Consider the following 23,875-nt stretch of genomic DNA (forward strand, 5'->3'; position numbering starts at 1 on the left):
GGGTAATTGGTGGACAGGGCTGGATTCGAACCAGCGTACGGAAAACCGGGCAGATTTACAGTCTGCTGCCTTTAACCACTCGGCCACCTGTCCACATCTTCGTCGGGGCATCACGCGTTAGCGTAAGGGCCGGTCCCGTCGAAGAAGCAGCCCAATGGCGAAAGGGCCCTTGCCTGTCAATGCCTCAAGTGGGAAAGGATGGCAGAACGTCCTCTTTTTCACACACAGGTAAATGATATGTCTTCCCATAAAAGCCATCGCCGTCGTGGCGCTGCGGTCACAAGCGGTAACCCAAAATTCTACGGACGGCATGCCGTCTATGCGGCGCTGGATAACCCCGAACGCCGCCTCATCAATTTATGGGGTACGCGCGAGGAAATCGGCAAGATTGTCGTACCCGACGGCCTGACCGTACAATATGCCGAAGTGAACGATCTTGCGCGCTTCGTACCCAAGGACGCGCCGCATCAGGGCCTCGTGCTTGAGGTGGCCCCACTCGAGGATGTCTGGCTAACCGATGCGCTTGCGGTTGCGAATGACGACAACCGGCCGTTACTGATTCTCGACCAAGTGACCGATCCGCATAATGTCGGCGCAATTTTCAGGACCGCAGCAGCATTCGGGGCTGTTGCCGTTGTTACGCAGGACAGGCATTCGCCGCCAGAATCCGGGGCTTTGGCAAAGGCTGCATCAGGCGGGCTTGAAGTCATGCCCTGGGTGCGCGTCGTCAACCTTGCCCGCGCGCTCGAGGAAATCGCCGAGGCCGGCTATTGGCGCATTGGCCTGTCGGGACATGCAGAGGTAACTCTTGAACAAGCACTGACGCCCGGCCGCAACGCGCTTGTTCTGGGCGCGGAGGGCGACGGTATGCGCCACAATATTCAGGAACATTGCGACCAGTTGGCAAAGCTGCCGATCAGCGGGCAGATGGAATCGTTGAACGTATCTAATGCAGCGGCGATATCCCTATATGCCGCAACCGTTCGGCGCGGCCAATAAAGGCGGATCATGGGCATTCCGGCACAACAACTTCACGCTGCGCTCGATTCGCTCGCAGCGATTGAACCCGGCATTGCAGCGGCGCTCGCTGTGACGGGATATCCCGATGAGCGATTGCGCCAGCCCGGCTATGCAACCTTGCTGCGTACGATCTTGGGGCAACAGGTGAGCGTTGCCTCCGCTGCATCGGTCTGGAACAAGCTGGAGGCTCTGCTGGGTCCGCAGTGCCCACCGGAGCAATTGCTGGCGCAGGACTTCGATGCGTTGCGTTCCTGTGGCCTTAGCCGACAGAAGCAGGGCTATGCGCGGTCGCTGGCCGAGCTTGTTCTGTCAGGCGACCTGCCGCTTGATGCACTTCCCGACGATGATGAGGAAGCGATTGCCTATCTTACGCAAGTAAAAGGCATTGGCCGCTGGTCGGCCGAAATCTATCTGCTGTTTGCCGAAGGCCGCACCGACATTTGGCCAGCAGGGGACCTTGCGGTGCAAGAGGGCGTGGGCCGATTGCTGAAGATGGAAACGCGGCCTTCTGAGAAGGAAATCCGCCTCATTGCCGAACGCTGGCGGCCGCATCGCGGGGCAGCGGCGATTTTTACATGGCATATCTACGCCAAGGGCTTTCAGGCGATTTAAAGTTTGAGCGTCTTGTTAAGTCCCATAACCTCAAGCAGAAATGTCTTCGGCTTTTTAAAATGACGGCTTTGGCGGTTGACGCTGAGGCCAAGCAGGGCAGCCGCCTCCATCGCGAAATGCACGCAATTGCGCTTGCCTAGATTATAGCTTTTTCCGGGCAGGCTGCGCCATTTTTCCACGAACGCCATGAACCGCTGATATTCAGCCTCGGATAGTTTGACAGAGAAATGCGGGTTACTGGCAGCGATATATTTGGCATCCTTGGTTTCGATCATGCCTTTGACTGAACCCATCAAGATCGCCGGGGAAACGCTGGTCGCGGTAAATCCGTAGTTGGTATCGACCGCCTGTCCGGTAGACTCATCGGTGCCCTTTAATTTTACAAATGCGTGCGGGAAATGATCGCCAAAGTCATGGCTGTAAAATGTTGCCACCACTTCCGCCCGCGCAGACGCCGGAAATAGGCTGAACAGGGCAACGATAACCAGCGACCAATAACGAAACATATGCACTCCCTAACGCCAAAACATTTATCCAGCCTTTACCGTTGCCGCAATAATCAGTTGACGTAATCGACAAATTGATGTGGCGCACAGGCATGTGAGTAAGAGGGGGAACGTCATCATGGCAGCAGCACAAAAAAGCATTTTCATCACCGGCGCCGCGTCCGGCCTTGGCCGGGAGGTTGCGCGCTATTTCGCGAATGTCGGCTGGTTTATCGGGCTTGCGGATATCGATGAAAAGGGACTGGACGAAACTGCCGCAATGCTGCCCCCGGGCCAGTGGTCACGGCACCGCCTGGATGTGGCCGACCGTGCGCAATGGAAGGCTGTCGTCGCCGATTTTGCAACGCATACAAACGGACATATGACGGTGTTGTTCAACAATGCCGGTATCGGCGCGGGTGGTCCTATTCAGGACATGGCCGATGAAGATATTGACCGTATGATCGCGATAAACCTGACTGGCGTAATCAGTGGTACCCGCGCCTGTTTCGATCTGTTGAAAAACACGCCCGAATCTTGCGTCCTCTACACCAGCTCGGCCGCCGGTATTTATGGCTCGGCTGGCCTGAGCGTCTACAGCGCAACCAAATTTGCGGTGCGCGCATTGGCCGAAGCACATGACATCGAATGGCGGCCTTATGGCATCAAATCACGCAGCCTGATGCCCGGCTTTATCGATACCAAAATCATAGGAAATGTTGACGCCAGCAGCAACATGACGGGTAAGGAAAAGCTTCAGTCAGCAGGCGTTGAGGTCAGCCCTGTGTCGATCATCGGTCCTGCCGCCTGGGAAGCCATTCACGGCAACAAGGTGCACACGCCCGTCAACAAAATGGCAAAGCAGCTTGCCTTTTCCGCCCGCTGGTTTCCAAACCGTTTGCGCAAGCAACTCGGTCTACTGGGTGGCCTTGGGGACGTCGTATAAGCTAAGGCGCGATAGCGTCGATGGCCAAGGCCAGGTCGATATCGCGCTGCGACAACCCGCCTGCATCGTGCGTTGTCAGCAAAATCTCGACCCGGTTATAGACGTTGAACCATTCGGGATGATGGTCCGCTTTTTCGGCAAGTATGGCAACGCGCGTCATGAAACCGAATGCCTCGGCAAAGTCGCCAAAACGCAAATTGCGGCGAATGCCTGATGCATCATTATCGTACGTCCAATGCGGCAATTGTTCCATCGCGGCATCGCGCGCGGCGTCATCCAGTTTTGAAACCTGCATAAGATAATCCTGCTTTTGCAATTGTATGAATTCATGCCTAAGTCGCGATATGTCCTCCCGTCAAGCAGCCTTGCCATCGTTGCACGTTGAAAATGTCGCGGTCATTCGCGGCAACCGGCTCGTGCTGCACGATTTATCGGTCACTGCGGACTCGGGCGATATCATCTGGGTCAGGGGGGCAAATGGCTGCGGAAAGTCTACTTTGCTTCGCCTCGTTGCTGGGTTGTTGTCGCTTTCCTCAGGTACAGTCCATGCCGAAGGACGGATTGCGCTTGCGGATGAAAATCTTGCGCTCGACAGCAATTTGACGGTTCGAAAGGCGCTGCAATTCTGGGCCGACATGGACGGTGCGTCCGCACATGAGCGCGGCGCAGCGCTGACTGATATGGACTTGCAGGGCCTTGCCGACATTCCCGTGCGATTTCTGTCGACCGGGCAACGCAAGCGGGCAAGCATCGCGCGCGTACTTGCGTCCAGGGCAGAAATCTGGCTGCTTGATGAACCTTATAACGGCCTCGACAGCGCAAGCTGCGCGCGGCTCGATCAATCAATCACCACCCATGCCGCGTCGGGCGGAATTGTGCTGGTCGCCGCACATCAGCCGCCGTCGATCAACGTCGCGCACAGCCTTGTGCTTGATGGCAAGGGCGTGGTTGCATGAAGGCGTTTGTGGCGCTGGTTGCCCGTGAGGTACGATTGGCATGGACTGGAGGCGGGCTGTGGCTTCCTGTGGTCTTCTATCTGGCGGTGGCGACGCTGTTCCCCTTTGTCACCGGGCCCGACAAGGCGTTGCTTGCGCGCACCGGCGGCGGCATCTTGTGGATAGCTGCACTTCTTGCGACCCTGCTCCCGATCGAGCGCCTCATATTGCCCGATCGCCAGTCCGGCGTGCTGGATCAACTTGCCCTGCGCGGCTGGTCTGACGAACTTGTGGCGACGGCCAAGATTGCAGGACAGATTGTCGCTTTCGCCCTGCCCCTGCTTTTGGCGACCATTGTCGGATCGGCGCTCATTGGCTTGCCCGAGGCACAATTGGGCACGCTGCTGCTTGGCCTTGCTTTCGCGTTGCCAGCCTTATCGGGATTGTCGGTCATGATCGCGGCACTCACAGCCGGTCTGAGCGGCGCCAGTGCACTTGGCGGCCTGTTGCTCGTGCCAATCACGATTCCATTGCTCATCTTCGGCGCTGGCACTTTGGCCAAAGATCCGGGCAATGCCATGCAGTTGCTCGCGGCGACATCGCTGGCTATTACCGCGCTGTCCCCCTTTGCGGCAGGCGCAGCATTACGTGCCGGCAGAATCTAGACAACGCGTAACGCGCCGCCGTTACTGCGCCGATATTTTCTTGGCATAGCCGTCGGCGACCATCGCCTCGACCATATCGAACAGTTTTTCGGGGTCGTGCGCGCGAAGGACTGGAATATTGGCCTCCATCCCCTCGGCAATCACAATTTCGCGGGTTCCGTTGGCAACCGCTTCCCAGATCAGGCTTGCGACTTTATCCGGGTCAATGCCGTTGTCGATGGCGGCATCGCTGACACCGCGCACTGAACCATCGGCGTTGAGTGCATTGCGCGATACATTGGTGCGAACCGAGCCAGGCGCCACTACAAGGACTTTTACCCCCTGCCCCGCAACTTCACTGCGCAAGGCGTCAGCATAGCCAATCAGTCCGTGCTTGGCCGCGCAATACGCCGTACGCATCGGAATCCCTGCTTTACCGGCGACGCTGGAAATCATCACAATCTGCCCACTGCCGCGCGCGACCATATGCGCCAACAGAGCCTGAGTCAGCGCAATCGGCGCAAGCAAGTCGACGTCGATGATGCGTTGATACACCGATAGATCGGTATCGACCGCAGGTGAACGCTGCGAAATGCCTGCATTGTTGACCAGAACATCAACGCCGCCCTGAAACGCGATGGCTTTCGCGACTTGCCCGGTTAAGCCGTCAAAATCCACCGTGTCGAACGGCAATACAAGACAGCGATCCGGCGCGCCAGTTTCGTTCGCGACGCGCTGCAACTCGGCGACGTTACGTCCCGACAATATCGCGTGCCCGCCGCTCCCCACAAATGCCTTGGCCAATGCCTCACCAATGCCCGACGACGCGCCCGTAATCCACGCGGTTTTCAATGACTGACTCATTATCTCGCTCTCCTTATCGCCCGTTAGGTCAACGCAGGCTTGTCCTGAGTCAAGACTTTCTGGCTTGCACTTTGACGGCCACCGCACCACATGCAAACTATGCTGATAGAAACCGAACTAACCCCTAATCCTTCCACCATAAAATTCTTGCCCGGCCGCGCCGTCATGGACACAGGAACGCGTGACTTTGCGAGCCCGGAGGAGGCTGAGGCCTCACCACTGGCCGAAGCACTTTTTGCGCTTGGCGATGTGACGGGCGTATTCTTCGGGCATTCGTTTATTTCGGTGACTGCGGCTCCCGGCGTCGAGTGGGCAAGTCTGAAGCCTGATGTCCTTGGGATATTGCTCGATCATTTCACTGCTAACATGCCTTTGTTCAAGCCCGCGGTAGCGGGTTTTTCGGTCCCATCGGGTAATGCCGACTATCCACTCGATGATCCCGAAGACGCAGACATTGTCGACCAGATTAAGGAACTGATCGAAACGCGCGTCCGCCCTGCGGTCGCCAATGATGGCGGCGACATCATCTATCGTGGCTTCCAAAAAGGCGTCGTGTTTCTTCAAATGCAAGGCGCTTGCGCAGGGTGCCCGTCGTCATCGGCCACGTTGAAAAACGGGATTGAGCAATTACTCAAGCATTATGTGCCCGAAGTGACCGAAGTACGCGCAGCGTAAATTCATCCCATTCAGAAAGTAATTTGCATGTCCGAAGCTTTGAACGAGACCGCGCTTGACCAAATGTTTCGCGAGGCGCGCAGCTATAATGGATATCTCGATACACCTGTCAGCCAGGCTCAGCTTGAGGCGATTTGGGATCTGATGAAATTCGGGCCAACGTCCGCCAACTGTCTGCCAGCGCGGATCATCTGGTGCACCAGCGATGCGGCAAAGCAAAAGCTGGCCGCATGCACGATGCCAACCAATGGCGAAAAGATCCTTCAGGCGCCCGTAACTGCAATTATCGGGATGGATCTGGAATTTTACGAACTGCTGCCCGAGCTTTTTCCGCACACCGACGCGCGCAGCTGGTTTGTCGGCAATGATGCGTTGATCGAGAAAACCGCTTTCCGCAACAGCAGCCTGCAGGGCGCGTATCTGATGCTTGCGGCGCGCGCGCTTGGCCTCGACACAGGCCCAATGTCGGGTTTCAACAACGCAGCAGTCGATGAAGCGTTCTTCGAAGGCACGACGGTCCAGTCCAATTTCATCTGCACACTGGGCTTTGGCGACAAGACAAGCATTTTTGAACGCAGCCCGCGCCCTGCGTTCGACCGGTTCAATCAGGTCGTCTGATCAGCAGGCGGCGGGACGGCGGTATGCGGACATTGGTCATCGACACTGCAACGCGCGCTTGTTCAGTCGCGTTATTTGACGGTGACCGCCTCGTTTCTGCACAGCATGAAATCATTGGACGCGGCCACGCCGAACGCCTGCTGCCGTTTATTGCGGGGCTCCCTGACAAGGGCAAGGCGGACCAGATTATGGTAAATGTAGGGCCAGGCAGCTTTACCGGCATCCGCGTTGGCGTTGCGGCGGCAAAGGCGCTTGGTCTGGCTTGGCATATAAATGTGCACGGCTATGGCTGTCTTGCTTTGGTTGCTGCCACCGCGCAATCGGATATGGTCCAGCGCCAGGCGGTCGATGTCATCATGACCGGCGGCCATGGCGAATATTTTTTTGAGGCTTTTGACAGGGACGGACAATCGATCGCGCCAGTGCGGTCTGTTTTGCCGGACTCGCTATCTACAACCGCCCACGCAGATGTGGTTGCCGGTGACATTGATCCGCAGCGCAGTGACCGGATTTGGAAAGAGCTATTGCCCAGCGCGCGCGATTGGCCGCAATTGCCCGAGCAGGATTTCATGCCGCCGGTGCCCGTTTACGGCAGGGCGCCCGACGCGAAGCCAGCGGCTACCCGCTGATGATCCACGTCGCACAGGGTGATGCCAGCGATATTTCCGCCGTGATGTCGATCATGAAAGATGCATTCGACCCACGATTTGGCGAAGCATGGACAGCCGCCCAATGTCTTTCAACACTTGTCCTGCCCGATTGCCAGCTTTTGCTCGCCAAGGATGCGGATGAAGTTTGTGGATTTGCGATGACCCGTTGGGTTCTTGATCATGAAGAATTGCTGATGATCGGGGTTGCCCGCCATGCGCAGCGGCAAAGCATAGGAAACCGGTTGATTATGGAAATGATCAGTCGTGCACGAAACGCAGGACGTACGAAAATATTTCTTGAAGTGCGCGACGGCAATAATGCCCATGATTTTTACATAAGATGCGGCTTTAATCCGATTGGCCGCCGCAAAAATTACTATAAAAACGCAGACGGATTAAGTCCGGATGCAATCACAATGAACCTAATTCTATAATATAGGATGCATTTGCTAACGTTTGTTGACGGTTTAACTTTCACCCGATATATGTATCTGAAGTCGCATAACAAAATAATGGGTCTAGGAGTTTACCATATGTCTCAAGAAAGTAATGATGTTGCTGAACTGTTGATTACGCTTACTGCCGATATTGTTGCGGCACATGTCAGTAACAACAGTGTGGCTGTATCTGATGTTTCAACTTTGATAACGAATGTACATGCCGCTTTATCGGGTATTTCAGGACCCACGGTTGCAGCAGAAGTTGTGCTTGAACCTGCGGTTCCGATTCGTAACTCGGTCAAAAGAGATTATATTGTTTGCTTGGACGACGGTAAAAAACTGAAGATGCTGAAGCGGCACCTCATGACCCATTATGGTATGACGCCTGATGACTATCGCGCCAAATGGGGGTTGCCAGCCGACTATCCGATGGTAGCCCCTGCTTATGCAGAACAGCGCCGTGAACTGGCCAAAGCGATTGGCCTTGGCCGTGCGCCGGGGTCAGGTCGCAAGAAAAAAGTGAAATAGAAGCTGCTGCAGGGCACTGGAAACATAGGCCGGGGAGCTCTCCGGCCTTTTTCTTTGACGAATCACGGGGCTGCTCTAAATGTCGTCGGCAATGGATAGTAAAATAGACATCGAAGCGCTTTGCAACGAACGGGGCCTGCGCATTACCGACCAGCGCCGGGTCATTGCCCGCGTAATCTCAGATGCTACCGATCACCCCGATGTCGAGGAACTTTATCGCCGCTCGTCAGCGATTGACCCGAAGATTTCGATCGCCACAGTTTATCGCACCGTTCGCCTGTTTGAAGAGGCCGGCATTTTGGACCGGCATGACTTTGGCGACGGACGCGCGCGTTATGAAGCTTCGCCCGAGGCGCATCACGACCATCTGATTGATGTTGAAACGGGCAAAGTTGTGGAATTTGTTGATCCCGAGCTTGAGGCTTTGCAGAAAATCATTGCCGAACGGCTTGGTTATCGCCTGGTCGACCACCGTATGGAACTTTATGGCGTCGCCATCGACCGCAAGGATTGAGCGGCGCAACCCTGCGGCTTTTGTCGCCGGGCAATTCGTTTTCCTGGCGAGGTTGCTGGTTGTTGCGAGCAGTCTGATCGTTGGGATCGTCCTGCACAATGTCTGGCGTCTGTTCCGGCGACCCTCGCCATGGCCGCGCCTGTTTCTGCTTTCGGTAAGCTGGACCAGTGGGATCGCGACCGCAACGACGGGCAAGCGAGTCCGCGCCAACGTATTCTACGCAGCCAATCACCACAGTTGGATTGATATTCCGGTGATGGCTGGCGTAACCGGCTGCACCTTTGTTGCCAATGATGGGATTGAAAGCTGGCCGCTGATTGGCTGGCTGTGCAAGATCAACAACACAATCTTCGTCAATCGCGAGAGCCGCACCAGCATCAGCGATCAAGTAGATGACTTGCGCGCCGCCATGACCGGCGATCAGCCCGTCACGATTTTCCCGGAAGGCACGACGCATGATGGTTCGGGCCTTTTGCCGTTCAAACCGTCCTTATTTGCCGCTTTGGTCCCGCCACCTGAGGGTATGTTGGTTCAGCCCGTCTATCTCAATTATGGTCGCCACACACCGCGTGTCGCGTGGGTCGGCGATGAAAAGGTCACCGAAAATTTCTGGCGGCTATTATCTTATCTGAAGCCAATCACAGCGACCTTGCATTTTCTCGAGCCATTTGATCCTGTCCATTATCCCGACCGCAAGGCGATTTCGGCCGAAGTGCGTGCACGAATTGGCGCTGCGATGGAGGGTGGCGGCAATAGCGCGCGCTATGTATAGACCCGCTCTATGAGCACGGATTCTCCCAAAACCTATTCGATCAAAAATTACGGCTGCCAAATGAACGTCTATGATGGCGATCGCATGGCCGAAATGTTTGAAAGCCAGGGAATGACGCCAGCAGATGACAAGGCAAATGCCGATCTGGTCGTCCTGAATACCTGCCACATCCGCGAAAAAGCGGCGGAAAAAGTTTATTCCGAAATCGGCCGCCTGCGCCGCAAGGACGGCAGCAGCCCGGTGATCGCAGTGGCCGGATGCGTTGCGCAAGCCGAAGGGAGCGAAATCAGCCGCCGCGCGCCCGAAGTCGACATTGTCGTTGGCCCGCAGGCCTATCACAACCTGCCCGAGATGGTGGCGGCCGTCGGACGCGGCGAGCGCGTGGTTGACCTTGACCTGCCCGGCCTCGACAAGTTCGGCAAGTTGCCTGCGCGCCGCAAACAGGCCCCGTCAGCGTTTCTGACAGTTCAGGAAGGTTGCGACAAATTCTGCACCTATTGCGTGGTACCCTATACACGCGGCGCGGAAATCTCGCGTGGCTGGAACGACCTGCTGGATGAGGCAAAAGCCATCGTCGACGCAGGCGCCAAGGAAATCACCTTGCTTGGGCAGAATGTCAACGCGTGGGACGGCGAAGACGACAAGGGTCAGATGCAAGGGCTTGATGGCCTGATCCGTGCGCTCGACAGGATCCCCGGACTTCGCCGGATCCGCTATATGACAAGCCATCCGAACGATATGACCGAAGGGCTGGTTGCCGCGCATGGCGATGTTGAAAAGCTAATGCCGTTCCTCCATCTGCCCGTGCAGTCTGGTTCGGACCGGATATTGAAGGCCATGAACCGCAGCCACAGCCGCGACAGCTATTTGCGCATTCTCGACCGCGTCCGCGCGGTTCGCCCTGACATCGCATTTTCCGGCGACTTCATCGTTGGCTTTCCCGGCGAAACCGATGCCGATTTCGAAGACACGTTACGTCTTGTGCGCGAAGTCGGCCACGCGCAGGCATATTCGTTCAAATATAGCCCGCGCCCCGGCACACCTGCCGCGGATATGGCCGACCAAATTCCGATGCACGTCATGGATGAACGGCTGCAGCGGCTTCAGGCGCAGATTGTCGCGGACCAGACAGCATTCAATAACAAAACTGTGGGGCGGACTACAGATGTCCTGCTGGAACGGCCGGGAAAATTCGCAGGCCAGCTGATTGGAAAATCGCCGTGGCTGCAATCGGTGCATGTCCTTGCGCCGGACCTTTCTATCGGCGATATCATCACTGTGCAGATTACTGATTCTGGACCACTTAGCCTGAAGGGTGAACCAACGATGAGAGCAGCTGCCTGAATGGCAAAAAAAGCGCAAGCGCAAGCCGGTGACTTGTCCCGGTTGGAAATGAGCTTCGACAAACCGCACCTGATCAACGCGGTTTTTGGCGAATTTGACCGCAATCTGGTGACGATAGAAAACCGCCTCGGTGTCTATATCTCCGCGCGCGGTAACCGTGTCCAGATTGAGGGCGAAGCCGGCGCAATTGGCCGAACGCGCGACGTGCTCAACGACATTTATTCGCGCATTTCACGCGGACAGGAAATGGACAGCGAAGCGGTGCAATCCATCATCGCGATGACCGCCGAACCTACCTTGGAAGGCATTGTGCGCAAAGATGCGACCGATGCGCCGGGCATCATGATCCGCACGCGCAAGAAAACGCTAGTGCCCCGCTCTGCCACACAAATCCCCTATATGGAGGCTCTTGCCCGCGACGACATCATCTTCGCGCTTGGGCCAGCTGGTACGGGCAAGACCTATCTGGCGGTCGCACAGGCGGTTGCGATGTTGATTACCGGCGCGGTCCAGCGCCTGATCCTCTCGCGCCCCGCTGTCGAGGCTGGCGAACGGCTCGGTTTTTTGCCCGGAGATATGAAGGAGAAGGTCGACCCCTATCTGCGCCCGATTTACGATGCCTTGTACGACTGCCTGCCCGCCGAACAGGTGGAACGGCGCATGGCATCGGGCGAAATCGAGATCGCACCCATCGCCTTCATGCGTGGCCGCACGCTTGCAGATGCGTTTATCATTCTGGATGAAGCGCAAAATACGACAGCAGCGCAGATGAAGATGTTCCTTACCCGTTTCGGCATGAATAGCCGCATGGTCGTCTGCGGGGACCCGCATCAGGTCGATATTCCCGGTGGCGAGCGCATGTCCGGGCTGAATGACGCTGTTCAACGCCTTGAGGGCGTGGACGGTATTCAAACCATTCGCTTCAACAGCAGCGACGTCGTGCGCCATCCGCTCGTCGGACGCATTGTCGATGCCTATGAGGGCCCAAATGCTTGATGTCGAACTCGACATCGGACTGGAGTGGAGCGACAGCGGTTTCGGGCAATTGGAAGTTGAAAAGGCAGTCGACGCAGCAATGCGCGTTGCCGACGTGCCGGGACTGAAGGATTACCCTGCACCCGTTGAAGTAAGCATAAAGCTCACCGACGACGCAGAAGTCCATGCTCTGAACCGCGAATGGCGCGACAAGGATAAGCCGACTAACGTCCTAAGCTTCCCGATGCTGGACGAGGACGAACTGGAGAGCTTCCGTCACCCTGAACTTGTTTCAGGGTCTTATTCCTCATCCGGCGCCGAGAAAATCGGGACCCTGAGCCAAGTTCAGGGTGACGGGAACGAGATGGAACTATTGCTGGGCGATATTGTTCTTGCTCACGGCGTATGCACGGCGGAAGCCGAGCAAAAGAATATCCCGGTCGCGCACCACGCAACGCATCTCGTCATCCACGGCATGCTGCATTTGCTTGGGCATGACCATATCGACGAGGATGAGGCTGAATTGATGGAGGCACTTGAGGTAAAAGCGCTTGCATCGATGGGGCTTCACAATCCATATGACGTTTAAATCGACCAATAAGAGGCCAGTACGCTTCCATCATGCCTGAGGGTGACAGTTTTAACGGTTCAAGAACCGTAACCGACGACGACAATGACGGACGAATATGGCAGCGGCTAAAGACGATGTTCTTTGGCCGCGACCACGAGCCGACCTTGCGCGAGCAGCTTGAAGAAGCGATTGCCGAGCACGAGGAAGACAGCGACGACAGCGGACAATCGGATAATGACGGCGATTTGACTGCCGTTGAACGCACAATGCTGCGCAACCTGCTGCATTTCAGCGAGCACCGCGTCGATGACGTTATGGTGCCGCGCAGTGACATCATTGCGATTGAAGAAAGCGCTGGCTTTACTGACTGTATCGCGGCCTTTGTTGAGCATGGCCATAGCCGCTTGCCGGTGTACCGTGATACCCTCGACAGCATCATTGGCATGATCCACATCAAGGATGTGTTCGCCGTCCTCGCCTCAGGTGACGAACGGCCCGAGAGCCTGGAATCCTTCATCCGCCAGCCACGCTTCGTGCCGCAGAATATGAGCGTGCTTGCACTGCTCGACGAAATGCGCCGTACCCGCACCCATCTTGCCATCGTGCTTGACGAATATTCGGGGACCGAAGGCTTGGTCACAATTGAAGATCTCGTTGAAGAAATCGTCGGCGAAATCGAAGACGAGCATGACGACGAACCTGAGTTGCTGTTCATGCAAATGGCTCCTGATATGTGGGAGGCCGACGCGCGCGCCGAACTGGACGATCTTGCCGATGCCATTGACGCAAAGCTGGCGGAGGTCGACGAAGACGTCGATACGCTTGGCGGGCTTGCGTTCGTGATTGCGGGACAGGTACCCGAAATCGGGCAGATGCTCGTCCACGACGCGAGCGGCTGGAAACTCGAGATATTGGAAGCCGACGAAAAACGCGTCACCCGCATCCGCCTGTTCGCGCCTGTTCATGACACGGATGAAACAGGCGAGTAAACGCCGTGCTGCGCAGCCGCGTACCCCCGTCATCTAACTCCAGCGCCAAGTTTCGTCACACTGGAACGTGAGGCGTGCTGCGCTCAACTTGTTTCAGCGTCTGTTTGAGTTGTTCAAATAGCGTCCACCAAATTTTTAAGTGTGCATTCTGCATCTTTTTCAAGGTGGAGAACAGCAGCTATGCTCTTCACCTTTAATTTCTGTAGTGCGTTAGCACGGTGCATTTCGACCGTACGAACGCTAAGCGACAGGTGATGCGCAGCAACTTTATTGGGAAGTCCATCGATCAATACCGCCAATATCTCGGTCTCTCGAGAACTGAGGCAATCAAACAGACGCCTGGCGTTGCATCTGGTTTCTTCGGAATCCTTTATATTGGAAAGCCGTTCAACCGCATCCCCAAGTGCCGCTTCCAACACATCGAAGTCGAGAGGCTTTTCGAGCAGATCGACGGCTCCATTCTTTATCGCTTGTACCGCGACAGGAATATCGGCGTTCCCTGTCATGGCGATGACTGGCCATGTGATCTCACGATTGGTGAGTTCTGACAGCAAATCCATGCCACCAATTTCAGGCATGTTGATGTCCAGCAAAATTGGAGCGGGCCGAAGGTTCGGCAAATTATCCAGAAAATCGAAGGCACAGGAAAACGGCCAGCTGGTAAAACCCGCAGTCGACAATAAAAATTGCAACGAACGCCTGACGGCAACGTCATCATCAATGACATAGACCGTCTGGGTTTGGCACGATTGAGCGGAACGGTTAAACCCCTGCCCTATAGGGAAGCTACCCATTTGCACTGATCAATATTGTCATAAATGGTCCTTGAAATAAGAGCGAAAGCTCAGTCAGGTTCAGAATTGGTCGGGCAGATGGCCTTTCAGCCGCATCGATTCCTGCCACTCGGCCAATTCGGCGAGTTGCAACCACAGTTCGGCGTGTTCTTGATAATCGCGCTTAAAGGCGTCGACATCCGTTTCGTTTGCGACTGCAAACGCCGCTTCAGCCTTTAATCTGTATTCCGCCGCCTGCATCATTGCCGCCTGCTACGGATTTAAATCGGGGCGGTCTGTCGCCTCGAGCACATAAGCGGGTGTTAGTTTTTTGCGTGAAATTGGCTTCGATAAAATGACGCTATTCCTGCGAATAAGGCGTACACGTCTTTCATGGATAAATTCGCCCCCGCAAATATGCTGTTGAGATCGCTCTCCAAGCCCGACCTTACTCAGCTCCAAAGCCATCTGGAACTTGTCGATTTGCGATTGGACGAGACGCTTTACGAGATGGAGGATTCGATTAACTGGGTTTATTTGCCCGAGGTTGGACTTTTGTCTCTCATAACGGTCCTGGAATCCGGCGCAGCGCTCGAAACATCCATCGTGGGGCGCGAGGGCGGAGTAGGTTTTATTGAGGCGCTTGGCAGCGGCACGATGTACACGCGAGTCATCGTTCAAATTCCGGGTAAAGCCTACCGTCTACGCGCGACCGCCTACCGCAAGGCGTTCGATAACAGCGCGGCATTGCGCAAATCCGTCTACATGCAAACCGAGCTGCTTCAGGCCGAAAGTCGCCAGGCGATCGCTTGCCACGGGCTGCACGCCGTCAAGGAACGCTTCAACCGTTGGCTGTTAGAATGTCAGGACCTGTCGGGCGGGCTTGACGACATGCCGCTTAAGCAGGAATTCCTGGCCGTAATGCTCGGCGTTTCGCGCCCGGCAATTACCCGGATTGCCCTCGCTGCCCAAAAGGACGGCCTCATCAAATATTCCCGCGGATCTGTAAAAATCCTCGACCGAAAGGGTTTGGAAAGAGGCGCTTGTGAGTGTCGCGCTTCGGTTCAATATCTCCGATGCCAACTTGCCCCGATGTTTATTGACGAAAAACACTCCGACAGTGACGTCGACAACTTGGCAGACAATGTCCGTAAATCTGACGATGGCAGGAACGGTATGAGAGCTCCGCAAAGAAATGCTAGTTAGTCTTAAGCACCTCGTCTCTTTCGTTATTCAAGTGTATGTTTTGCAATAAAAATATACCCTACACTTGCAATGTAGGATTTGACATGTCAGCACCGTGCGGCACAATCGGTGACCGCCCAATGGCTGCAGGGGCATGCAATCAGCCTTGTTATGTTTCCTCGGCCGTTTAGGTGAGACCTTAGTGTGACTTTAGCCCGGCAGAGGCCCCTAATTTGCCAGTTTCACCGCCCTGCTCCGCCATGTCTCAGCCAGCGTTTCAAGTGTAGCAAGCGCGCGCAATTGCTCGCCTGCCCCTTCCACGCGATGCCCGCCGCCAATCAGCAGCCGGAACACGCGCGCGATCGTCCAGTCATGACCAGCCTGCTCGACCTGTTCTATCCGGTCACCCGGCGCAACCTCGCCCTCTTCGATCACTCGGAAATAGCCGCCGCAGCGGCCTGTCTTGATCACCATGCCGGACAGGCCATGCACCGAAAAGTGATGGTCAAGCTTCCAGCATGGCTGACGCCCCTGCGCCACTTCAACCAACGCACGCCCAATGCGGAACCGGTCCCCGATGCGCAATTTCTCTTCGGTCAGGCCCGACGCGCTGATATTCTCGCCAAAGGCGCCAGCCCGGTCCAGCAGCGGGTGGGCAAAACCCTCTGCGGCAAAATGCGCAATCCACTTGGGATAATGTTCAGCCGGATAGAAATGCACGGCTTTGTCGACGCCGCCATGTACCGCCGGATCAGCGACCTGATCGCCAGCAAAGCCAAGCTTCCCCAAGAAAACGGGGCGGTCGACCGCGTCGCGCGCCATCGCGCTCATCGTGCCGTCGGCGCGAAACGGCTTTGGTCGCCCGATCAGCAACTTGTCGATTTGGGTCAGGATCATGAACGCGTCTTATCCCACCAAATGCACCATTCCCATTGGCATTTTGCGCGACCGCCGATAAAAGCCCAGCGATGCAGACCAGCGACCTTCGCATTGCGCTTTTCAGCGGCAATTATAATTATGTCCGTGATGGCGCAAATCAGGCCCTGAACAGGCTGGTGGGCTATCTGCTCAGCCAAGGCGCATCGGTGCGCATTTACTCGCCCACGGTTGATGAGCCTGCTTTTGTTGCAACGGGCGAAGTCGTGAGCGTTCCGTCCGTCGCGATACCCTTTCGTCCCGAATATCGCCTGCCGCTTTCACTATCGGGCAGGATAAAGCGCGATCTGGATGCCTTCGCCCCCAATGTCGTCCATATATCAAGCCCTGACCGCGTGGCGCGGCAGGCGGTGAAGTGGGCGCGGCGCCGCAACCTGCCCGTCCTGTCGTCGGTGCATACGCGCTTCGAGACCTATTTTCGTTATTACAACATGTCCTTTGCCGAACCGTTGGTGGAGGCTTGGTTGCGGCGTTTGTACCGCAAATGCGACGCGTTGGTCGCCCCGTCCGAAAGCTTTGCGCAGGTCTTGCGCGAACAGCGGATGAACTATGATATCGACATCTGGTCACGCGGGGTGGACCGCGACATCTTTAATTCCGGGCGGCGCGATCTCGAATGGCGCCGGGCGCAGGGTATAGACGACGAGCCCACCGTCATCGGCTTTCTCGGCCGTTTGGTGATGGAAAAGGGGCTCGACGTTTTCTCCGATACCATTGACCAGCTGCGGCGTCGCAATGTCCCGCATCAGGTGATGGTCATCGGCGAAGGCCCGGCGCGTGGCTGGTTCGAAAGCCGTCTGCCGCACGCCCGCTTTGTCGGATTTCAGGGCGGACAGGACCTCGGCCGCGCGGTGGCCGGCATGGACTTGTTGTTTAACCCGAGCGTCACCGAAACATTTGGCAATGTCACGCTGGAGGCGATGGCCTGCGGGCTCCCCGTGGTCGCGGCCAAGGCAACGGGCAGCCAGAGCCTTGTTCAAGACAATGTGTCCGGCCGCCTCGTGACGCCGGGTGCGATCCAGAAATTCGCCGATGTGCTTCAACTCTATTGCACGGACCCCGATTTGCGCGCTCGGCATGGCGCAGCAGGCGAACAAAGGTCGCTCGATTTCAGTTGGGACGCGATTAATCAAACTGTGGCCGACACCTATATCCGCCTCATTCGCCAACGTGCAGCGCGTGCTATTGCCGCACGTTAAGCGCGCCCACTGCCCCAACGGGTTGGCGCAGCCGGGAACCCGTTGGCAACACCGCCCGTTACCCGGTGACACGCAATTTGGGGATGGCACATGAGCGATCTGTTTGGCGATAGCCCGGCTCCGCCTACGCGTGCGCCCGAGAACGCACCACTTGCCGATACGCTTCGACCTGCAAAACTGGATGAGGTCATTGGTCAGGAGCATCTGACCGGGCCGGACGGAGCGATCGGCCGGATGGTGAAGGCCGGCAAATTGTCCTCCATGATCCTGTGGGGGCCGCCGGGCACAGGGAAGACCAGCATAGCACGCCTGCTCGCCGACGCTGTCGACATGCATTATAAGGCGATTTCGGCCGTATTTTCTGGCGTCGCCGACCTCAAAAAGGCATTTGCCGAAGCCGAAACCATTGCCCGGACCGGCAAGCAAACCTTGTTGTTCGTGGACGAAATCCACCGCTTCAACCGCGCGCAGCAGGACGGCTTTTTGCCCTTTGTTGAAAGCGGCGTAGTGACCCTGGTCGGCGCGACCACCGAAAATCCGTCGTTCGAGTTAAACGCGGCCTTGCTTTCGCGCACGCAGGTCATGGTGCTCAAGCGCCTGGACGATGCTGCTCTGTCAATGCTCCTGACCCGCGCCGAAGCTGTCTTGGGTCGTCCCCTGCCCCTAACGGACGATGCCCACTCGGCCTTGATTTCAAGCGCAGATGGCGATGGCCGTTTCCTGCTCAATCAGGCAGAGACCTTGTTCGCGATCCAGATCGAAAATCCGCTCGATCCTCCTGCCATGGCGGCTTTGCTGCAGCGGCGGATGCCGGTCTATGACAAGGATCGCGAGGGCCATTACAACCTGATTTCCGCCTTGCACAAAAGCCTGCGCGGCTCCGATCCACAAGCCGCCTTATACTGGATGGCGCGCATGTTGGTGGCGGGCGAAGAGCCATTATACGTGCTACGCCGACTGGTCCGTTTTGCCAGCGAAGATATCGGCCTTGCTGACCCGCAGGCGCTGGTGCAATGCCTTGCGGCAAAGGACGCTTATGAATTTCTCGGCAGCCCTGAAGGCGAGGTCGCTATAGTTCAGGCATGCCTCTACCTTGCAACTGCACCCAAATCGAATGCAGCCTATAAGGCGCAAAAATCCGCGTGGAAAATAGCGCGTGATACAGGGTCGTTGATGCCGCCCGCGCACATCCTCAATGCCCCCACAAAGCTCATGAAGGATATCGGCTATGGCGCGGGCTATGCCTATGATCATGACAGCGCAGAGGGTTTTTCCGGCGCAAATTACTGGCCCGACGCGGTTACACCGACGCAATTATATGCGCCGGTCGAGCGCGGCTTTGAACGCAAGATAATCGAGCGTATGCAATATTGGGATCGGCTGCGCGCCCGCAACGCGGAGCCAGACGCCACGTGAGCAAAATCTGTTTGATCGCTACGCGATTTAAAACCATCGGATCACGTTGATGCGCCCGTTTACGCGCTTTGCCTGCGCCGACTGGTCGGGTGCAAAAGGAAGCCGCCATCCCGGCATTGCGCTGGCCGTTTGCGATGCGGGCGACGACGCGCCAAGACTGGTCATTCCGCCAAACGGCATGTGGTCGCGCCAGGGCGTCGCCGACTGGCTTTTGGCGCAGAACGACGACCTGCTCATTGGCTTCGACTTCAGCTTCGCGCCGCCTCTGGTCGAACGCGGCAGCTATCTACCCGGCGACGACCTCCCTTCCACTGCAAAGGCGTTTTGGGCCTATGTCGACGCCGTCTGCAACGACCCGGACCTTGGTGCGGCCTCCTTCCTTGAACAACACCATCGCCGCCATTTCTATTTCGGCGCGGCCGACGGCACGAAGGCTGATTTCCTGTTTTGGCGTCAGTGCGAAATCCTCAACAAGAACAGCAGCGGGAAAACATCTACCGTTTACGACGCCATCGGAGCATCGCAAGTCGCCAAGGCAAGTTTCGCTGGCATGCGCTTTCTCAACCATGTGCGCGAACATGTCGCCATCTGGCCGTTCGATGCCCTCCCCAATCGCGGCCCCGTGGTGGTCGAGATTTATACCACCATCGCCGCACGCGCCGCCGGCGTTGCCAAGGGCCGCAGCAAAATTCGCGACAGCAGCGGCCTTGATATGGCGTTGCAGGCGCTTGGGTCACAGCGCCATCAGCCACTCGAACGCTACACCGACCACGCGACCGACGCCCTGATAACCGCAGCTTGGCTGCGCTCCGTGGCCGATAATCCGGAAAATTGGGCACCAAAATCACTAAATAGCGAAATTGCCGCAACTGAGGGCTGGACCTTTGGGGTAATTTGACGCTATGGGACGCGCCGAGTGCCGGCTTAGCTCAGTTGGTAGAGCACCTGATTTGTAATCAGGGGGTCACGAGTTCGAACCTTGTAGCCGGCACCATTTCAATTTCAGTTTGCGAAATTAACGCATCATAATGGTCGTCCCAGTGCAGACGCCCTTGTTAATCGGTGCCGCCATAGTGTTAACGCATCCCAAAACATGCCAATCAACGGCGCTACTCCGCGAGACAGCCCGTTTTGGGCAATGGTCTGCGCGCCGCGAGCGTCTGAAACGGGCGGCATTGTGTAAATTCTGTTGTTTGCAAAGATGGTTAACGGTATACGGAATCAACAAGGTCGCCCAAAAAATTGCAGTCATTTCGGGGGAGGCGATTTTGAGCGATACTAGAAAATGCCCGCATTGCGCGGAAATGGTCCATGTCAAAGCCAAAGTATGTTGCTATTGCTGGTACGACTTTCGAACAGATCCAACAAATCCGCCGCCGAAATACGGGCTTCAGAACGGATTTGTGATTATGGTATCGCTCATACTGCTGATATTTGCCCTTGCCTTTTTCGCCATAATGACAAGCCAGAACAAGCCGGAGGCTGCAATATCCCTGCCCGACATTGCGGGTAAGGGGTAGGCGAACGCTCTACATCAAAGCGTCAGGACGAAGCGCCGATTAGCAGCGGCCAACGGTAAATTCGCCGCACACGGCACTCCGCAGCATTGCAGATGCCAACGTCCATGCCGTCTATCGCGCCCGGCGGCATCTGTCCGAACAGAAGCGGACATTGTCCCAATCCTTTGCCCATTTCTTGCGCCATGCAAAGGGCTTGTTGCAAGCCACGCAAATCTTTGATGGCAGGTCTGATTTCTTGACCATTTTGGGCATGTTGTAATCCATCATTGGAGACGAGGCGGGAGGAGCTGCAAACGTTCGTTACATTTTTATCGCAGTTGACACTATATTTTTATGAATGAAACTAAGTAATTGCTGCGCAGCATTTGTGACGTTATCACCCTGACATGCCTTACGGCGGCTCAGTGGGATGCTGGGGGCAAATACGATGTAACATCCCCAAGAAAAACCCGCAAAAGACGGGATCGAAAGACCAACAGGAGAGTGAATATGAAATTGGGAAATCATATGCTGAAGGCGGCCATGCTGTCGACGATCAGCATCGCTTCGCTGAGCATCGGCTCGGCTGCCTTTGCGCAAGACACCACACCACAAGCTAGCGAAGAGGAAGATTCGAACGTCATCATCGTAACCGCAACTAAGCGCGAGCAAACGTTGCAGGAAATCCCGATTTCGGTTTCGGTAACTTCCGGCGAGACGATTGAACGTTCGCAAGTTCGTGACTTGATTGATCTGCAGACGCTCGTACCGTCGCTCAAAGTCGGGCAACTTCAAAGCTCGGCCAATACCAATTTCATCATTCGCGGTTTCGGTAACGGTGCCAACAACGCAGGCATCGAACCGTCAGTTGGCGTGTTCATCGACGGTGTATATCGTTCGCGGTCAGCAGCCCAAATCGGCGACTTGGCCAATATTCAGCGCGTTGAAGTGCTGCGCGGCCCGCAATCGACATTGTTCGGCAAAAACGCATCCGCAGGCATCATCAGCATCGTCACGAAAGAACCGCAGTTCGAGTTCGGCGGCGGGGTTGAAGTTTCATACGGCAATTACGACGCGATGGTTGTGCGCGGAAACGTCACCGGCCCGATCGGGGACACACTCGCTGTCTCCGTTGAAGGTAATTTCAACAAGCGCGACGGATATATCAACGTCGTCAACCTTGGGACGAAATCCAATGACCGCGACCGTTGGGGCGTACGCGGACAGATTTTGTGGGAGCCGAGCGATACCATCAAGCTCCGCCTGATCGCCGACTATGACAAAATTGACGAAGTATGCTGCGGCGTCGCCAATGTCTTTAATGGCCCAACCGGCGCTGCCGTTGGTGCGTTGGGTGGCAACATTGATCGCAACAAGCCATTTTCGTACAACACTTTCCAGAACTTTGAATCGATCAACGATATCAAGAATTACGGCTTTTCGGGCCAGGTTGACTGGGATTTGACGGATCAACTTTCCCTGACGAGCATCTCCGCTTATCGGGCGGTCCGCTCATTCACCAATCAGGACTCCGACTTTACAAGCGCCGATCTGATCGGTTCCAACTTTGCCGATACCACGATCGATACCTATACGCAGGAATTGCGGATCGCATCCAGTTTTGATGGCCCGTTGAATTTCTTGCTCGGCGGTTTCTACTTCAAGGAAGATATCGACATTTCGTCAGGCCTGACATTCGGTCGTGATTTCCGGAACTATGCAAACTTGCTCAGTGGCGGTGCATATGGCGGCAACGAGGCACTCATCCGTTTGCTCAACGGTCTACCCGCAGCAACGCCGACCACACAGTTCGGTGCACAAGGACAGGGTCGTACCGAGAATTTCGATTATAAGGACACCGCTTATTCGGTTTTTGGGCAAGTTGATTTTGAGGTGATTGATGGTCTTACCCTGACCGGCGGGTTCAACTATACCAAGGACAAGAAAACTGTCGCTTCCAACAACAGATCGACTGACGTGTTTTCTGGAATCGATTTGGTAAGAACGGGCGTTAATGCTGGCGTTCCGGCTGTCGTCGCTGCAAACCCGACCTTTAACCCGTTCCTGGGGCTTCGTCCGTTGCAATTCCTGCCGCCGTTCCTGAATTATCCGAACGCGGTTGAAAGCGGAAAGACCAGTGACAGTGATTGGTCCTACACGCTTCGCGCCAGTTACAAATTTGACGAGCGGATTAGCGGATATCTGACCTACGCGACTGGCTTCAAAGCGACATCGTTCAACCTTTCAACAGATAGCCGTCCGTTCCCCACGGATTTCATTCCAGGATCATCTGCTCAGTCTCCTGCTCCGGCGCCTTCGCCTATTCGCGGCGCTGGCCTCGCGTTAAATAACCTCACGACCGGCACGCGTTATGCTGGACCAGAGGATGCAGTGGTATACGAAATGGGGCTGAAGGGACAATTTGATGGCTTCGGCTTCAACTTGGCGATTTTCAAACAGGTTTTGAAAGGATTCCAGAGCAACGTGTTCTCGGGCACCGGGTTTGTCCTTGGCAATGCAGAGAAGCAGTCAACCAAGGGTATGGAAATTGATGCAACAATTTCACCTGCCAGTGGCCTGAACTTCACTGCGTCGTACACATATCTGGACCCCAAATATGATAAGTTCACTGGCGGGTCGTCGTTCAATGCAAGTAACAACATCTCGCCCACAAACCTGACTGGTTTCACGCCAAGCGGGATTTCCAAGCATAGCGTATCGGTTGGCGGAACGTATAATATCGACGTTGGCAATGGTAACGCACTTATCCTGCACTCCGATTACCAGTTGAACAGCGCCTACCAGATTGCACAAGGCCTGCCGAACAAAGCTGCGATTGAGTCGCTTAACGCGTCAATCGCTTTTGCCTTTGATAATGGCCTTGAGCTCAGCATTTGGGGTCGCAACCTGACCGAGCCAAAATATAACCCGGTCATTTTCCCGTCGGTTGCGCAGTCGGGAAGCCTTTCCGGCTACCCGTCACCACCACGCTTCTACGGTGCATCAGCCAAGTTCAAGTTCTAACGGACCAACGTCCTTTGGGGGGAGAGAGCCGGGGCAGCCATGCTGCTCCGGCTTTTTCATGCGCGAGATCCCAATCGAGGCGAACGCCATGCTCAGCCGCCGCAACACGCGACACCACATTTGAACTAAACTGGAAAAATGGTGCCCGAGGGCGGATTTGAACCACCGACACGCGGATTTTCAATCCGCTGCTCTACCCCTGAGCTACTCGGGCTACGCGGCGAAAACCGCGTGGGAGCGCAGCCTATAGAGAGGCGATGC

General features: G+C 56.0%; 29 protein-coding genes and 3 tRNA genes. 23 read left to right on the forward strand and 9 right to left on the reverse strand.

Going from position 1 to position 23,875, the window contains the following annotated elements:
• Nucleotides 1–7 precede the first annotated feature (7 nt).
• A tRNA-Tyr gene (locus ACLL9E_RS12390) sits at nucleotides 8–93 on the reverse strand.
• A 144-nt stretch (nucleotides 94–237) separates the two neighbouring features.
• Between ACLL9E_RS12390 and rlmB the strand changes: the two genes are divergently transcribed.
• Together rlmB and ACLL9E_RS12400 are read left to right on the forward strand one after the other, a co-directional pair.
• Nucleotides 238–999: a 23S rRNA (guanosine(2251)-2'-O)-methyltransferase RlmB gene (gene rlmB / locus ACLL9E_RS12395; RefSeq protein WP_411292047.1), complete on the forward strand. Its 762-nt coding sequence runs from the start codon at nucleotides 238–240 to the stop codon at nucleotides 997–999.
• A gap of 9 nt (nucleotides 1,000–1,008) precedes the next feature.
• Nucleotides 1,009–1,632, forward strand: coding sequence for a DNA-3-methyladenine glycosylase family protein (locus ACLL9E_RS12400; protein WP_411292048.1), 624 nt, complete (start codon nucleotides 1,009–1,011; stop codon nucleotides 1,630–1,632).
• On the opposite strand, the gene ACLL9E_RS12405 is transcribed toward ACLL9E_RS12400, so the two are convergent.
• Nucleotides 1,629–2,138 carry a hypothetical protein gene (locus ACLL9E_RS12405; RefSeq protein WP_411292049.1) on the reverse strand — a complete coding sequence of 170 codons (510 nt, stop codon included), beginning with the start codon at nucleotides 2,136–2,138 and terminating at the stop codon, nucleotides 1,629–1,631. The two genes, ACLL9E_RS12400 and ACLL9E_RS12405, sit on opposite strands and share 4 nt — an antisense overlap.
• 118 nt (nucleotides 2,139–2,256) lie before the next feature.
• On the opposite strand from ACLL9E_RS12405, the gene ACLL9E_RS12410 reads away from it, so the two are divergent.
• Nucleotides 2,257–3,063: an SDR family oxidoreductase gene (locus ACLL9E_RS12410; RefSeq protein ID WP_411292050.1), complete on the forward strand. Its 807-nt coding sequence runs from the start codon at nucleotides 2,257–2,259 to the stop codon at nucleotides 3,061–3,063.
• 1 nt (nucleotide 3,064) lies between these two features.
• On the opposite strand, the gene ACLL9E_RS12415 is transcribed toward ACLL9E_RS12410, so the two are convergent.
• Nucleotides 3,065–3,358, reverse strand: coding sequence for a 4a-hydroxytetrahydrobiopterin dehydratase (locus ACLL9E_RS12415; RefSeq protein WP_411292051.1), 294 nt, complete (start codon nucleotides 3,356–3,358; stop codon nucleotides 3,065–3,067).
• A gap of 49 nt (nucleotides 3,359–3,407) precedes the next feature.
• Between ACLL9E_RS12415 and ccmA the strand changes: the two genes are divergently transcribed.
• Both ccmA and ACLL9E_RS12425 read left to right on the forward strand, forming a co-directional pair.
• The gene (gene ccmA, locus ACLL9E_RS12420) at nucleotides 3,408–4,019 is read left to right on the forward strand and encodes a heme ABC exporter ATP-binding protein CcmA (protein WP_411292052.1); all 612 of its coding nucleotides are present in this window, start codon (nucleotides 3,408–3,410) and stop codon (nucleotides 4,017–4,019) included.
• A complete protein-coding gene (locus ACLL9E_RS12425; RefSeq protein ID WP_411292053.1) occupies nucleotides 4,016–4,663 on the forward strand; it encodes a heme exporter protein CcmB in 648 nt (215 codons plus the stop codon). The genes ccmA and ACLL9E_RS12425 overlap by 4 nt, the downstream gene beginning before the upstream one ends.
• A gap of 21 nt (nucleotides 4,664–4,684) precedes the next feature.
• Here ACLL9E_RS12425 and ACLL9E_RS12430 read toward each other — a convergent pair whose 3' ends face one another.
• Nucleotides 4,685–5,506: an SDR family NAD(P)-dependent oxidoreductase gene (locus tag ACLL9E_RS12430; protein WP_411292054.1), complete on the reverse strand. Its 822-nt coding sequence runs from the start codon at nucleotides 5,504–5,506 to the stop codon at nucleotides 4,685–4,687.
• Nucleotides 5,507–5,605: 99 nt separating this feature from the next.
• On the opposite strand from ACLL9E_RS12430, the gene ACLL9E_RS12435 reads away from it, so the two are divergent.
• The 11 genes from ACLL9E_RS12435 to ACLL9E_RS12485 all read left to right on the forward strand — a co-directional run bounded on the left by ACLL9E_RS12435 (nucleotide 5,606) and on the right by ACLL9E_RS12485 (nucleotide 13,582).
• Entirely contained in the window at nucleotides 5,606–6,181 is a 576-nt protein-coding gene (locus tag ACLL9E_RS12435; RefSeq protein WP_411292055.1) for a NifU family protein, read from the forward strand.
• A 27-nt stretch (nucleotides 6,182–6,208) separates the two neighbouring features.
• Complete coding sequence (locus tag ACLL9E_RS12440) at nucleotides 6,209–6,799, forward strand: malonic semialdehyde reductase (RefSeq protein ID WP_411292056.1); 591 nt, start codon at nucleotides 6,209–6,211, stop codon at nucleotides 6,797–6,799.
• Between the two features lie 23 nt (nucleotides 6,800–6,822).
• Nucleotides 6,823–7,428: a tRNA (adenosine(37)-N6)-threonylcarbamoyltransferase complex dimerization subunit type 1 TsaB gene (tsaB, locus tag ACLL9E_RS12445; protein ID WP_411292057.1), complete on the forward strand. Its 606-nt coding sequence runs from the start codon at nucleotides 6,823–6,825 to the stop codon at nucleotides 7,426–7,428.
• Complete coding sequence (gene rimI, locus ACLL9E_RS12450) at nucleotides 7,428–7,883, forward strand: ribosomal protein S18-alanine N-acetyltransferase (protein ID WP_411292058.1); 456 nt, start codon at nucleotides 7,428–7,430, stop codon at nucleotides 7,881–7,883. Before tsaB ends, rimI begins: the two co-directional genes overlap by 1 nt.
• 99 nt (nucleotides 7,884–7,982) lie before the next feature.
• Nucleotides 7,983–8,417, forward strand: coding sequence for a MucR family transcriptional regulator (locus tag ACLL9E_RS12455; RefSeq protein WP_411292059.1), 435 nt, complete (start codon nucleotides 7,983–7,985; stop codon nucleotides 8,415–8,417).
• A 91-nt stretch (nucleotides 8,418–8,508) separates the two neighbouring features.
• A complete protein-coding gene (locus tag ACLL9E_RS12460; RefSeq protein WP_125230414.1) occupies nucleotides 8,509–8,931 on the forward strand; it encodes a Fur family transcriptional regulator in 423 nt (140 codons plus the stop codon).
• Nucleotides 8,903–9,703, forward strand: a complete 801-nt coding sequence (locus ACLL9E_RS12465) for a lysophospholipid acyltransferase family protein (protein ID WP_411292060.1) — start codon at nucleotides 8,903–8,905, stop codon at nucleotides 9,701–9,703. The genes ACLL9E_RS12460 and ACLL9E_RS12465 overlap by 29 nt, the downstream gene beginning before the upstream one ends.
• A gap of 60 nt (nucleotides 9,704–9,763) precedes the next feature.
• Nucleotides 9,764–11,047 (forward strand): tRNA (N6-isopentenyl adenosine(37)-C2)-methylthiotransferase MiaB, encoded by a 1,284-nt coding sequence (gene miaB, locus ACLL9E_RS12470; protein ID WP_411292128.1) that lies wholly within the window; start codon nucleotides 9,764–9,766, stop codon nucleotides 11,045–11,047.
• A complete protein-coding gene (locus ACLL9E_RS12475; protein WP_411292061.1) occupies nucleotides 11,048–12,043 on the forward strand; it encodes a PhoH family protein in 996 nt (331 codons plus the stop codon).
• Nucleotides 12,036–12,611, forward strand: coding sequence for an rRNA maturation RNase YbeY (gene ybeY / locus ACLL9E_RS12480; RefSeq protein WP_411292062.1), 576 nt, complete (start codon nucleotides 12,036–12,038; stop codon nucleotides 12,609–12,611). Before ACLL9E_RS12475 ends, ybeY begins: the two co-directional genes overlap by 8 nt.
• 32 nt (nucleotides 12,612–12,643) lie before the next feature.
• Nucleotides 12,644–13,582 carry a hemolysin family protein gene (locus ACLL9E_RS12485; protein WP_411292063.1) on the forward strand — a complete coding sequence of 313 codons (939 nt, stop codon included), beginning with the start codon at nucleotides 12,644–12,646 and terminating at the stop codon, nucleotides 13,580–13,582.
• Between the two features lie 113 nt (nucleotides 13,583–13,695).
• On the opposite strand, the gene ACLL9E_RS12490 is transcribed toward ACLL9E_RS12485, so the two are convergent.
• Both ACLL9E_RS12490 and ACLL9E_RS12495 read right to left on the reverse strand, forming a co-directional pair.
• Nucleotides 13,696–14,376 carry a response regulator transcription factor gene (locus ACLL9E_RS12490; protein WP_411292129.1) on the reverse strand — a complete coding sequence of 227 codons (681 nt, stop codon included), beginning with the start codon at nucleotides 14,374–14,376 and terminating at the stop codon, nucleotides 13,696–13,698.
• A 60-nt stretch (nucleotides 14,377–14,436) separates the two neighbouring features.
• Complete coding sequence (locus ACLL9E_RS12495) at nucleotides 14,437–14,619, reverse strand: hypothetical protein (protein ID WP_411292064.1); 183 nt, start codon at nucleotides 14,617–14,619, stop codon at nucleotides 14,437–14,439.
• A gap of 129 nt (nucleotides 14,620–14,748) precedes the next feature.
• Between ACLL9E_RS12495 and ACLL9E_RS12500 the strand changes: the two genes are divergently transcribed.
• Complete coding sequence (locus ACLL9E_RS12500) at nucleotides 14,749–15,561, forward strand: Crp/Fnr family transcriptional regulator (protein WP_411292065.1); 813 nt, start codon at nucleotides 14,749–14,751, stop codon at nucleotides 15,559–15,561.
• Nucleotides 15,562–15,768: 207 nt separating this feature from the next.
• Here the strand turns inward: ACLL9E_RS12500 and ACLL9E_RS12505 are convergent, their stop codons facing one another.
• Nucleotides 15,769–16,437, reverse strand: a complete 669-nt coding sequence (locus ACLL9E_RS12505) for an MOSC domain-containing protein (protein ID WP_411292066.1) — start codon at nucleotides 16,435–16,437, stop codon at nucleotides 15,769–15,771.
• Between the two features lie 71 nt (nucleotides 16,438–16,508).
• Between ACLL9E_RS12505 and ACLL9E_RS12510 the strand changes: the two genes are divergently transcribed.
• The 5 genes from ACLL9E_RS12510 to ACLL9E_RS12530 all read left to right on the forward strand — a co-directional run bounded on the left by ACLL9E_RS12510 (nucleotide 16,509) and on the right by ACLL9E_RS12530 (nucleotide 20,611).
• Complete coding sequence (locus ACLL9E_RS12510; protein ID WP_411292067.1) at nucleotides 16,509–17,675, forward strand: glycosyltransferase family 4 protein; 1,167 nt, start codon at nucleotides 16,509–16,511, stop codon at nucleotides 17,673–17,675.
• 90 nt (nucleotides 17,676–17,765) lie between these two features.
• Nucleotides 17,766–19,091 (forward strand): replication-associated recombination protein A, encoded by a 1,326-nt coding sequence (locus ACLL9E_RS12515; RefSeq protein ID WP_411292068.1) that lies wholly within the window; start codon nucleotides 17,766–17,768, stop codon nucleotides 19,089–19,091.
• Between the two features lie 49 nt (nucleotides 19,092–19,140).
• On the forward strand, nucleotides 19,141–19,989 hold the full coding sequence (locus ACLL9E_RS12520; RefSeq protein WP_411292069.1) for a hypothetical protein: 849 nt from the start codon (nucleotides 19,141–19,143) through the stop codon (nucleotides 19,987–19,989).
• 20 nt (nucleotides 19,990–20,009) lie between these two features.
• Nucleotides 20,010–20,085: transfer RNA gene (locus ACLL9E_RS12525), tRNA-Thr, on the forward strand.
• A gap of 58 nt (nucleotides 20,086–20,143) precedes the next feature.
• Nucleotides 20,144–20,611 carry a hypothetical protein gene (locus ACLL9E_RS12530; RefSeq protein ID WP_411292070.1) on the forward strand — a complete coding sequence of 156 codons (468 nt, stop codon included), beginning with the start codon at nucleotides 20,144–20,146 and terminating at the stop codon, nucleotides 20,609–20,611.
• A gap of 111 nt (nucleotides 20,612–20,722) precedes the next feature.
• Here the strand turns inward: ACLL9E_RS12530 and ACLL9E_RS12535 are convergent, their stop codons facing one another.
• Nucleotides 20,723–20,863 carry a DUF2256 domain-containing protein gene (locus tag ACLL9E_RS12535; protein WP_411292071.1) on the reverse strand — a complete coding sequence of 47 codons (141 nt, stop codon included), beginning with the start codon at nucleotides 20,861–20,863 and terminating at the stop codon, nucleotides 20,723–20,725.
• Nucleotides 20,864–21,100: 237 nt separating this feature from the next.
• Here ACLL9E_RS12535 and ACLL9E_RS12540 point away from each other — a divergent pair, with 237 nt between their 5' ends.
• Entirely contained in the window at nucleotides 21,101–23,614 is a 2,514-nt protein-coding gene (locus tag ACLL9E_RS12540) for a TonB-dependent receptor (RefSeq protein WP_411292072.1), read from the forward strand.
• A 139-nt stretch (nucleotides 23,615–23,753) separates the two neighbouring features.
• Here the strand turns inward: ACLL9E_RS12540 and ACLL9E_RS12545 are convergent.
• Nucleotides 23,754–23,828: transfer RNA gene (locus ACLL9E_RS12545), tRNA-Phe, on the reverse strand.
• Nucleotides 23,829–23,875 lie beyond the last annotated feature (47 nt).

It is taken from the genome of Sphingorhabdus sp., from assembly GCF_046596595.1.
In the GTDB taxonomy this organism is placed as follows: domain Bacteria; phylum Pseudomonadota; class Alphaproteobacteria; order Sphingomonadales; family Sphingomonadaceae; genus Sphingorhabdus_B.

Bases quoted from the DNA above. Each gene is read 5' to 3' on its own strand.
- ACLL9E_RS12535 (WP_411292071.1), bottom strand. From the start codon at position 20,863: ATGCCCAAAATGGTCAAGAAATCAGACCTGCCATCAAAGATTTGCGTG.
- ACLL9E_RS12460 (WP_125230414.1), top strand. From the start codon at position 8,509: ATGGATAGTAAAATAGACATCGAAGCGCTTTGCAACGAACGGGGCCTG.
- ACLL9E_RS12515 (WP_411292068.1), top strand. From the start codon at position 17,766: ATGAGCGATCTGTTTGGCGATAGCCCGGCTCCGCCTACGCGTGCGCCC.
- ccmA (WP_411292052.1), top strand. From the start codon at position 3,408: ATGTCCTCCCGTCAAGCAGCCTTGCCATCGTTGCACGTTGAAAATGTC.
- ybeY (WP_411292062.1), top strand. From the start codon at position 12,036: ATGCTTGATGTCGAACTCGACATCGGACTGGAGTGGAGCGACAGCGGT.
- rimI (WP_411292058.1), top strand. From the start codon at position 7,428: ATGATCCACGTCGCACAGGGTGATGCCAGCGATATTTCCGCCGTGATG.
- ACLL9E_RS12475 (WP_411292061.1), top strand. From the start codon at position 11,048: ATGGCAAAAAAAGCGCAAGCGCAAGCCGGTGACTTGTCCCGGTTGGAA.
- ACLL9E_RS12505 (WP_411292066.1), bottom strand. From the start codon at position 16,437: ATGATCCTGACCCAAATCGACAAGTTGCTGATCGGGCGACCAAAGCCG.
- ACLL9E_RS12495 (WP_411292064.1), bottom strand. From the start codon at position 14,619: ATGATGCAGGCGGCGGAATACAGATTAAAGGCTGAAGCGGCGTTTGCA.
- ACLL9E_RS12465 (WP_411292060.1), top strand. From the start codon at position 8,903: ATGGCGTCGCCATCGACCGCAAGGATTGAGCGGCGCAACCCTGCGGCT.
- ACLL9E_RS12435 (WP_411292055.1), top strand. From the start codon at position 5,606: ATGCTGATAGAAACCGAACTAACCCCTAATCCTTCCACCATAAAATTC.
- ACLL9E_RS12540 (WP_411292072.1), top strand. From the start codon at position 21,101: ATGAAATTGGGAAATCATATGCTGAAGGCGGCCATGCTGTCGACGATC.
- tsaB (WP_411292057.1), top strand. From the start codon at position 6,823: ATGCGGACATTGGTCATCGACACTGCAACGCGCGCTTGTTCAGTCGCG.
- ACLL9E_RS12520 (WP_411292069.1), top strand. From the start codon at position 19,141: ATGCGCCCGTTTACGCGCTTTGCCTGCGCCGACTGGTCGGGTGCAAAA.
- ACLL9E_RS12510 (WP_411292067.1), top strand. From the start codon at position 16,509: ATGCAGACCAGCGACCTTCGCATTGCGCTTTTCAGCGGCAATTATAAT.
- ACLL9E_RS12455 (WP_411292059.1), top strand. From the start codon at position 7,983: ATGTCTCAAGAAAGTAATGATGTTGCTGAACTGTTGATTACGCTTACT.
- ACLL9E_RS12490 (WP_411292129.1), bottom strand. From the start codon at position 14,376: ATGGGTAGCTTCCCTATAGGGCAGGGGTTTAACCGTTCCGCTCAATCG.
- ACLL9E_RS12400 (WP_411292048.1), top strand. From the start codon at position 1,009: ATGGGCATTCCGGCACAACAACTTCACGCTGCGCTCGATTCGCTCGCA.
- ACLL9E_RS12500 (WP_411292065.1), top strand. From the start codon at position 14,749: ATGGATAAATTCGCCCCCGCAAATATGCTGTTGAGATCGCTCTCCAAG.
- rlmB (WP_411292047.1), top strand. From the start codon at position 238: ATGTCTTCCCATAAAAGCCATCGCCGTCGTGGCGCTGCGGTCACAAGC.
- ACLL9E_RS12410 (WP_411292050.1), top strand. From the start codon at position 2,257: ATGGCAGCAGCACAAAAAAGCATTTTCATCACCGGCGCCGCGTCCGGC.
- ACLL9E_RS12425 (WP_411292053.1), top strand. From the start codon at position 4,016: ATGAAGGCGTTTGTGGCGCTGGTTGCCCGTGAGGTACGATTGGCATGG.
- ACLL9E_RS12440 (WP_411292056.1), top strand. From the start codon at position 6,209: ATGTCCGAAGCTTTGAACGAGACCGCGCTTGACCAAATGTTTCGCGAG.
- ACLL9E_RS12405 (WP_411292049.1), bottom strand. From the start codon at position 2,138: ATGTTTCGTTATTGGTCGCTGGTTATCGTTGCCCTGTTCAGCCTATTT.
- ACLL9E_RS12415 (WP_411292051.1), bottom strand. From the start codon at position 3,358: ATGCAGGTTTCAAAACTGGATGACGCCGCGCGCGATGCCGCGATGGAA.
- ACLL9E_RS12430 (WP_411292054.1), bottom strand. From the start codon at position 5,506: ATGAGTCAGTCATTGAAAACCGCGTGGATTACGGGCGCGTCGTCGGGC.
- miaB (WP_411292128.1), top strand. From the start codon at position 9,764: ATGAACGTCTATGATGGCGATCGCATGGCCGAAATGTTTGAAAGCCAG.
- ACLL9E_RS12485 (WP_411292063.1), top strand. From the start codon at position 12,644: ATGCCTGAGGGTGACAGTTTTAACGGTTCAAGAACCGTAACCGACGAC.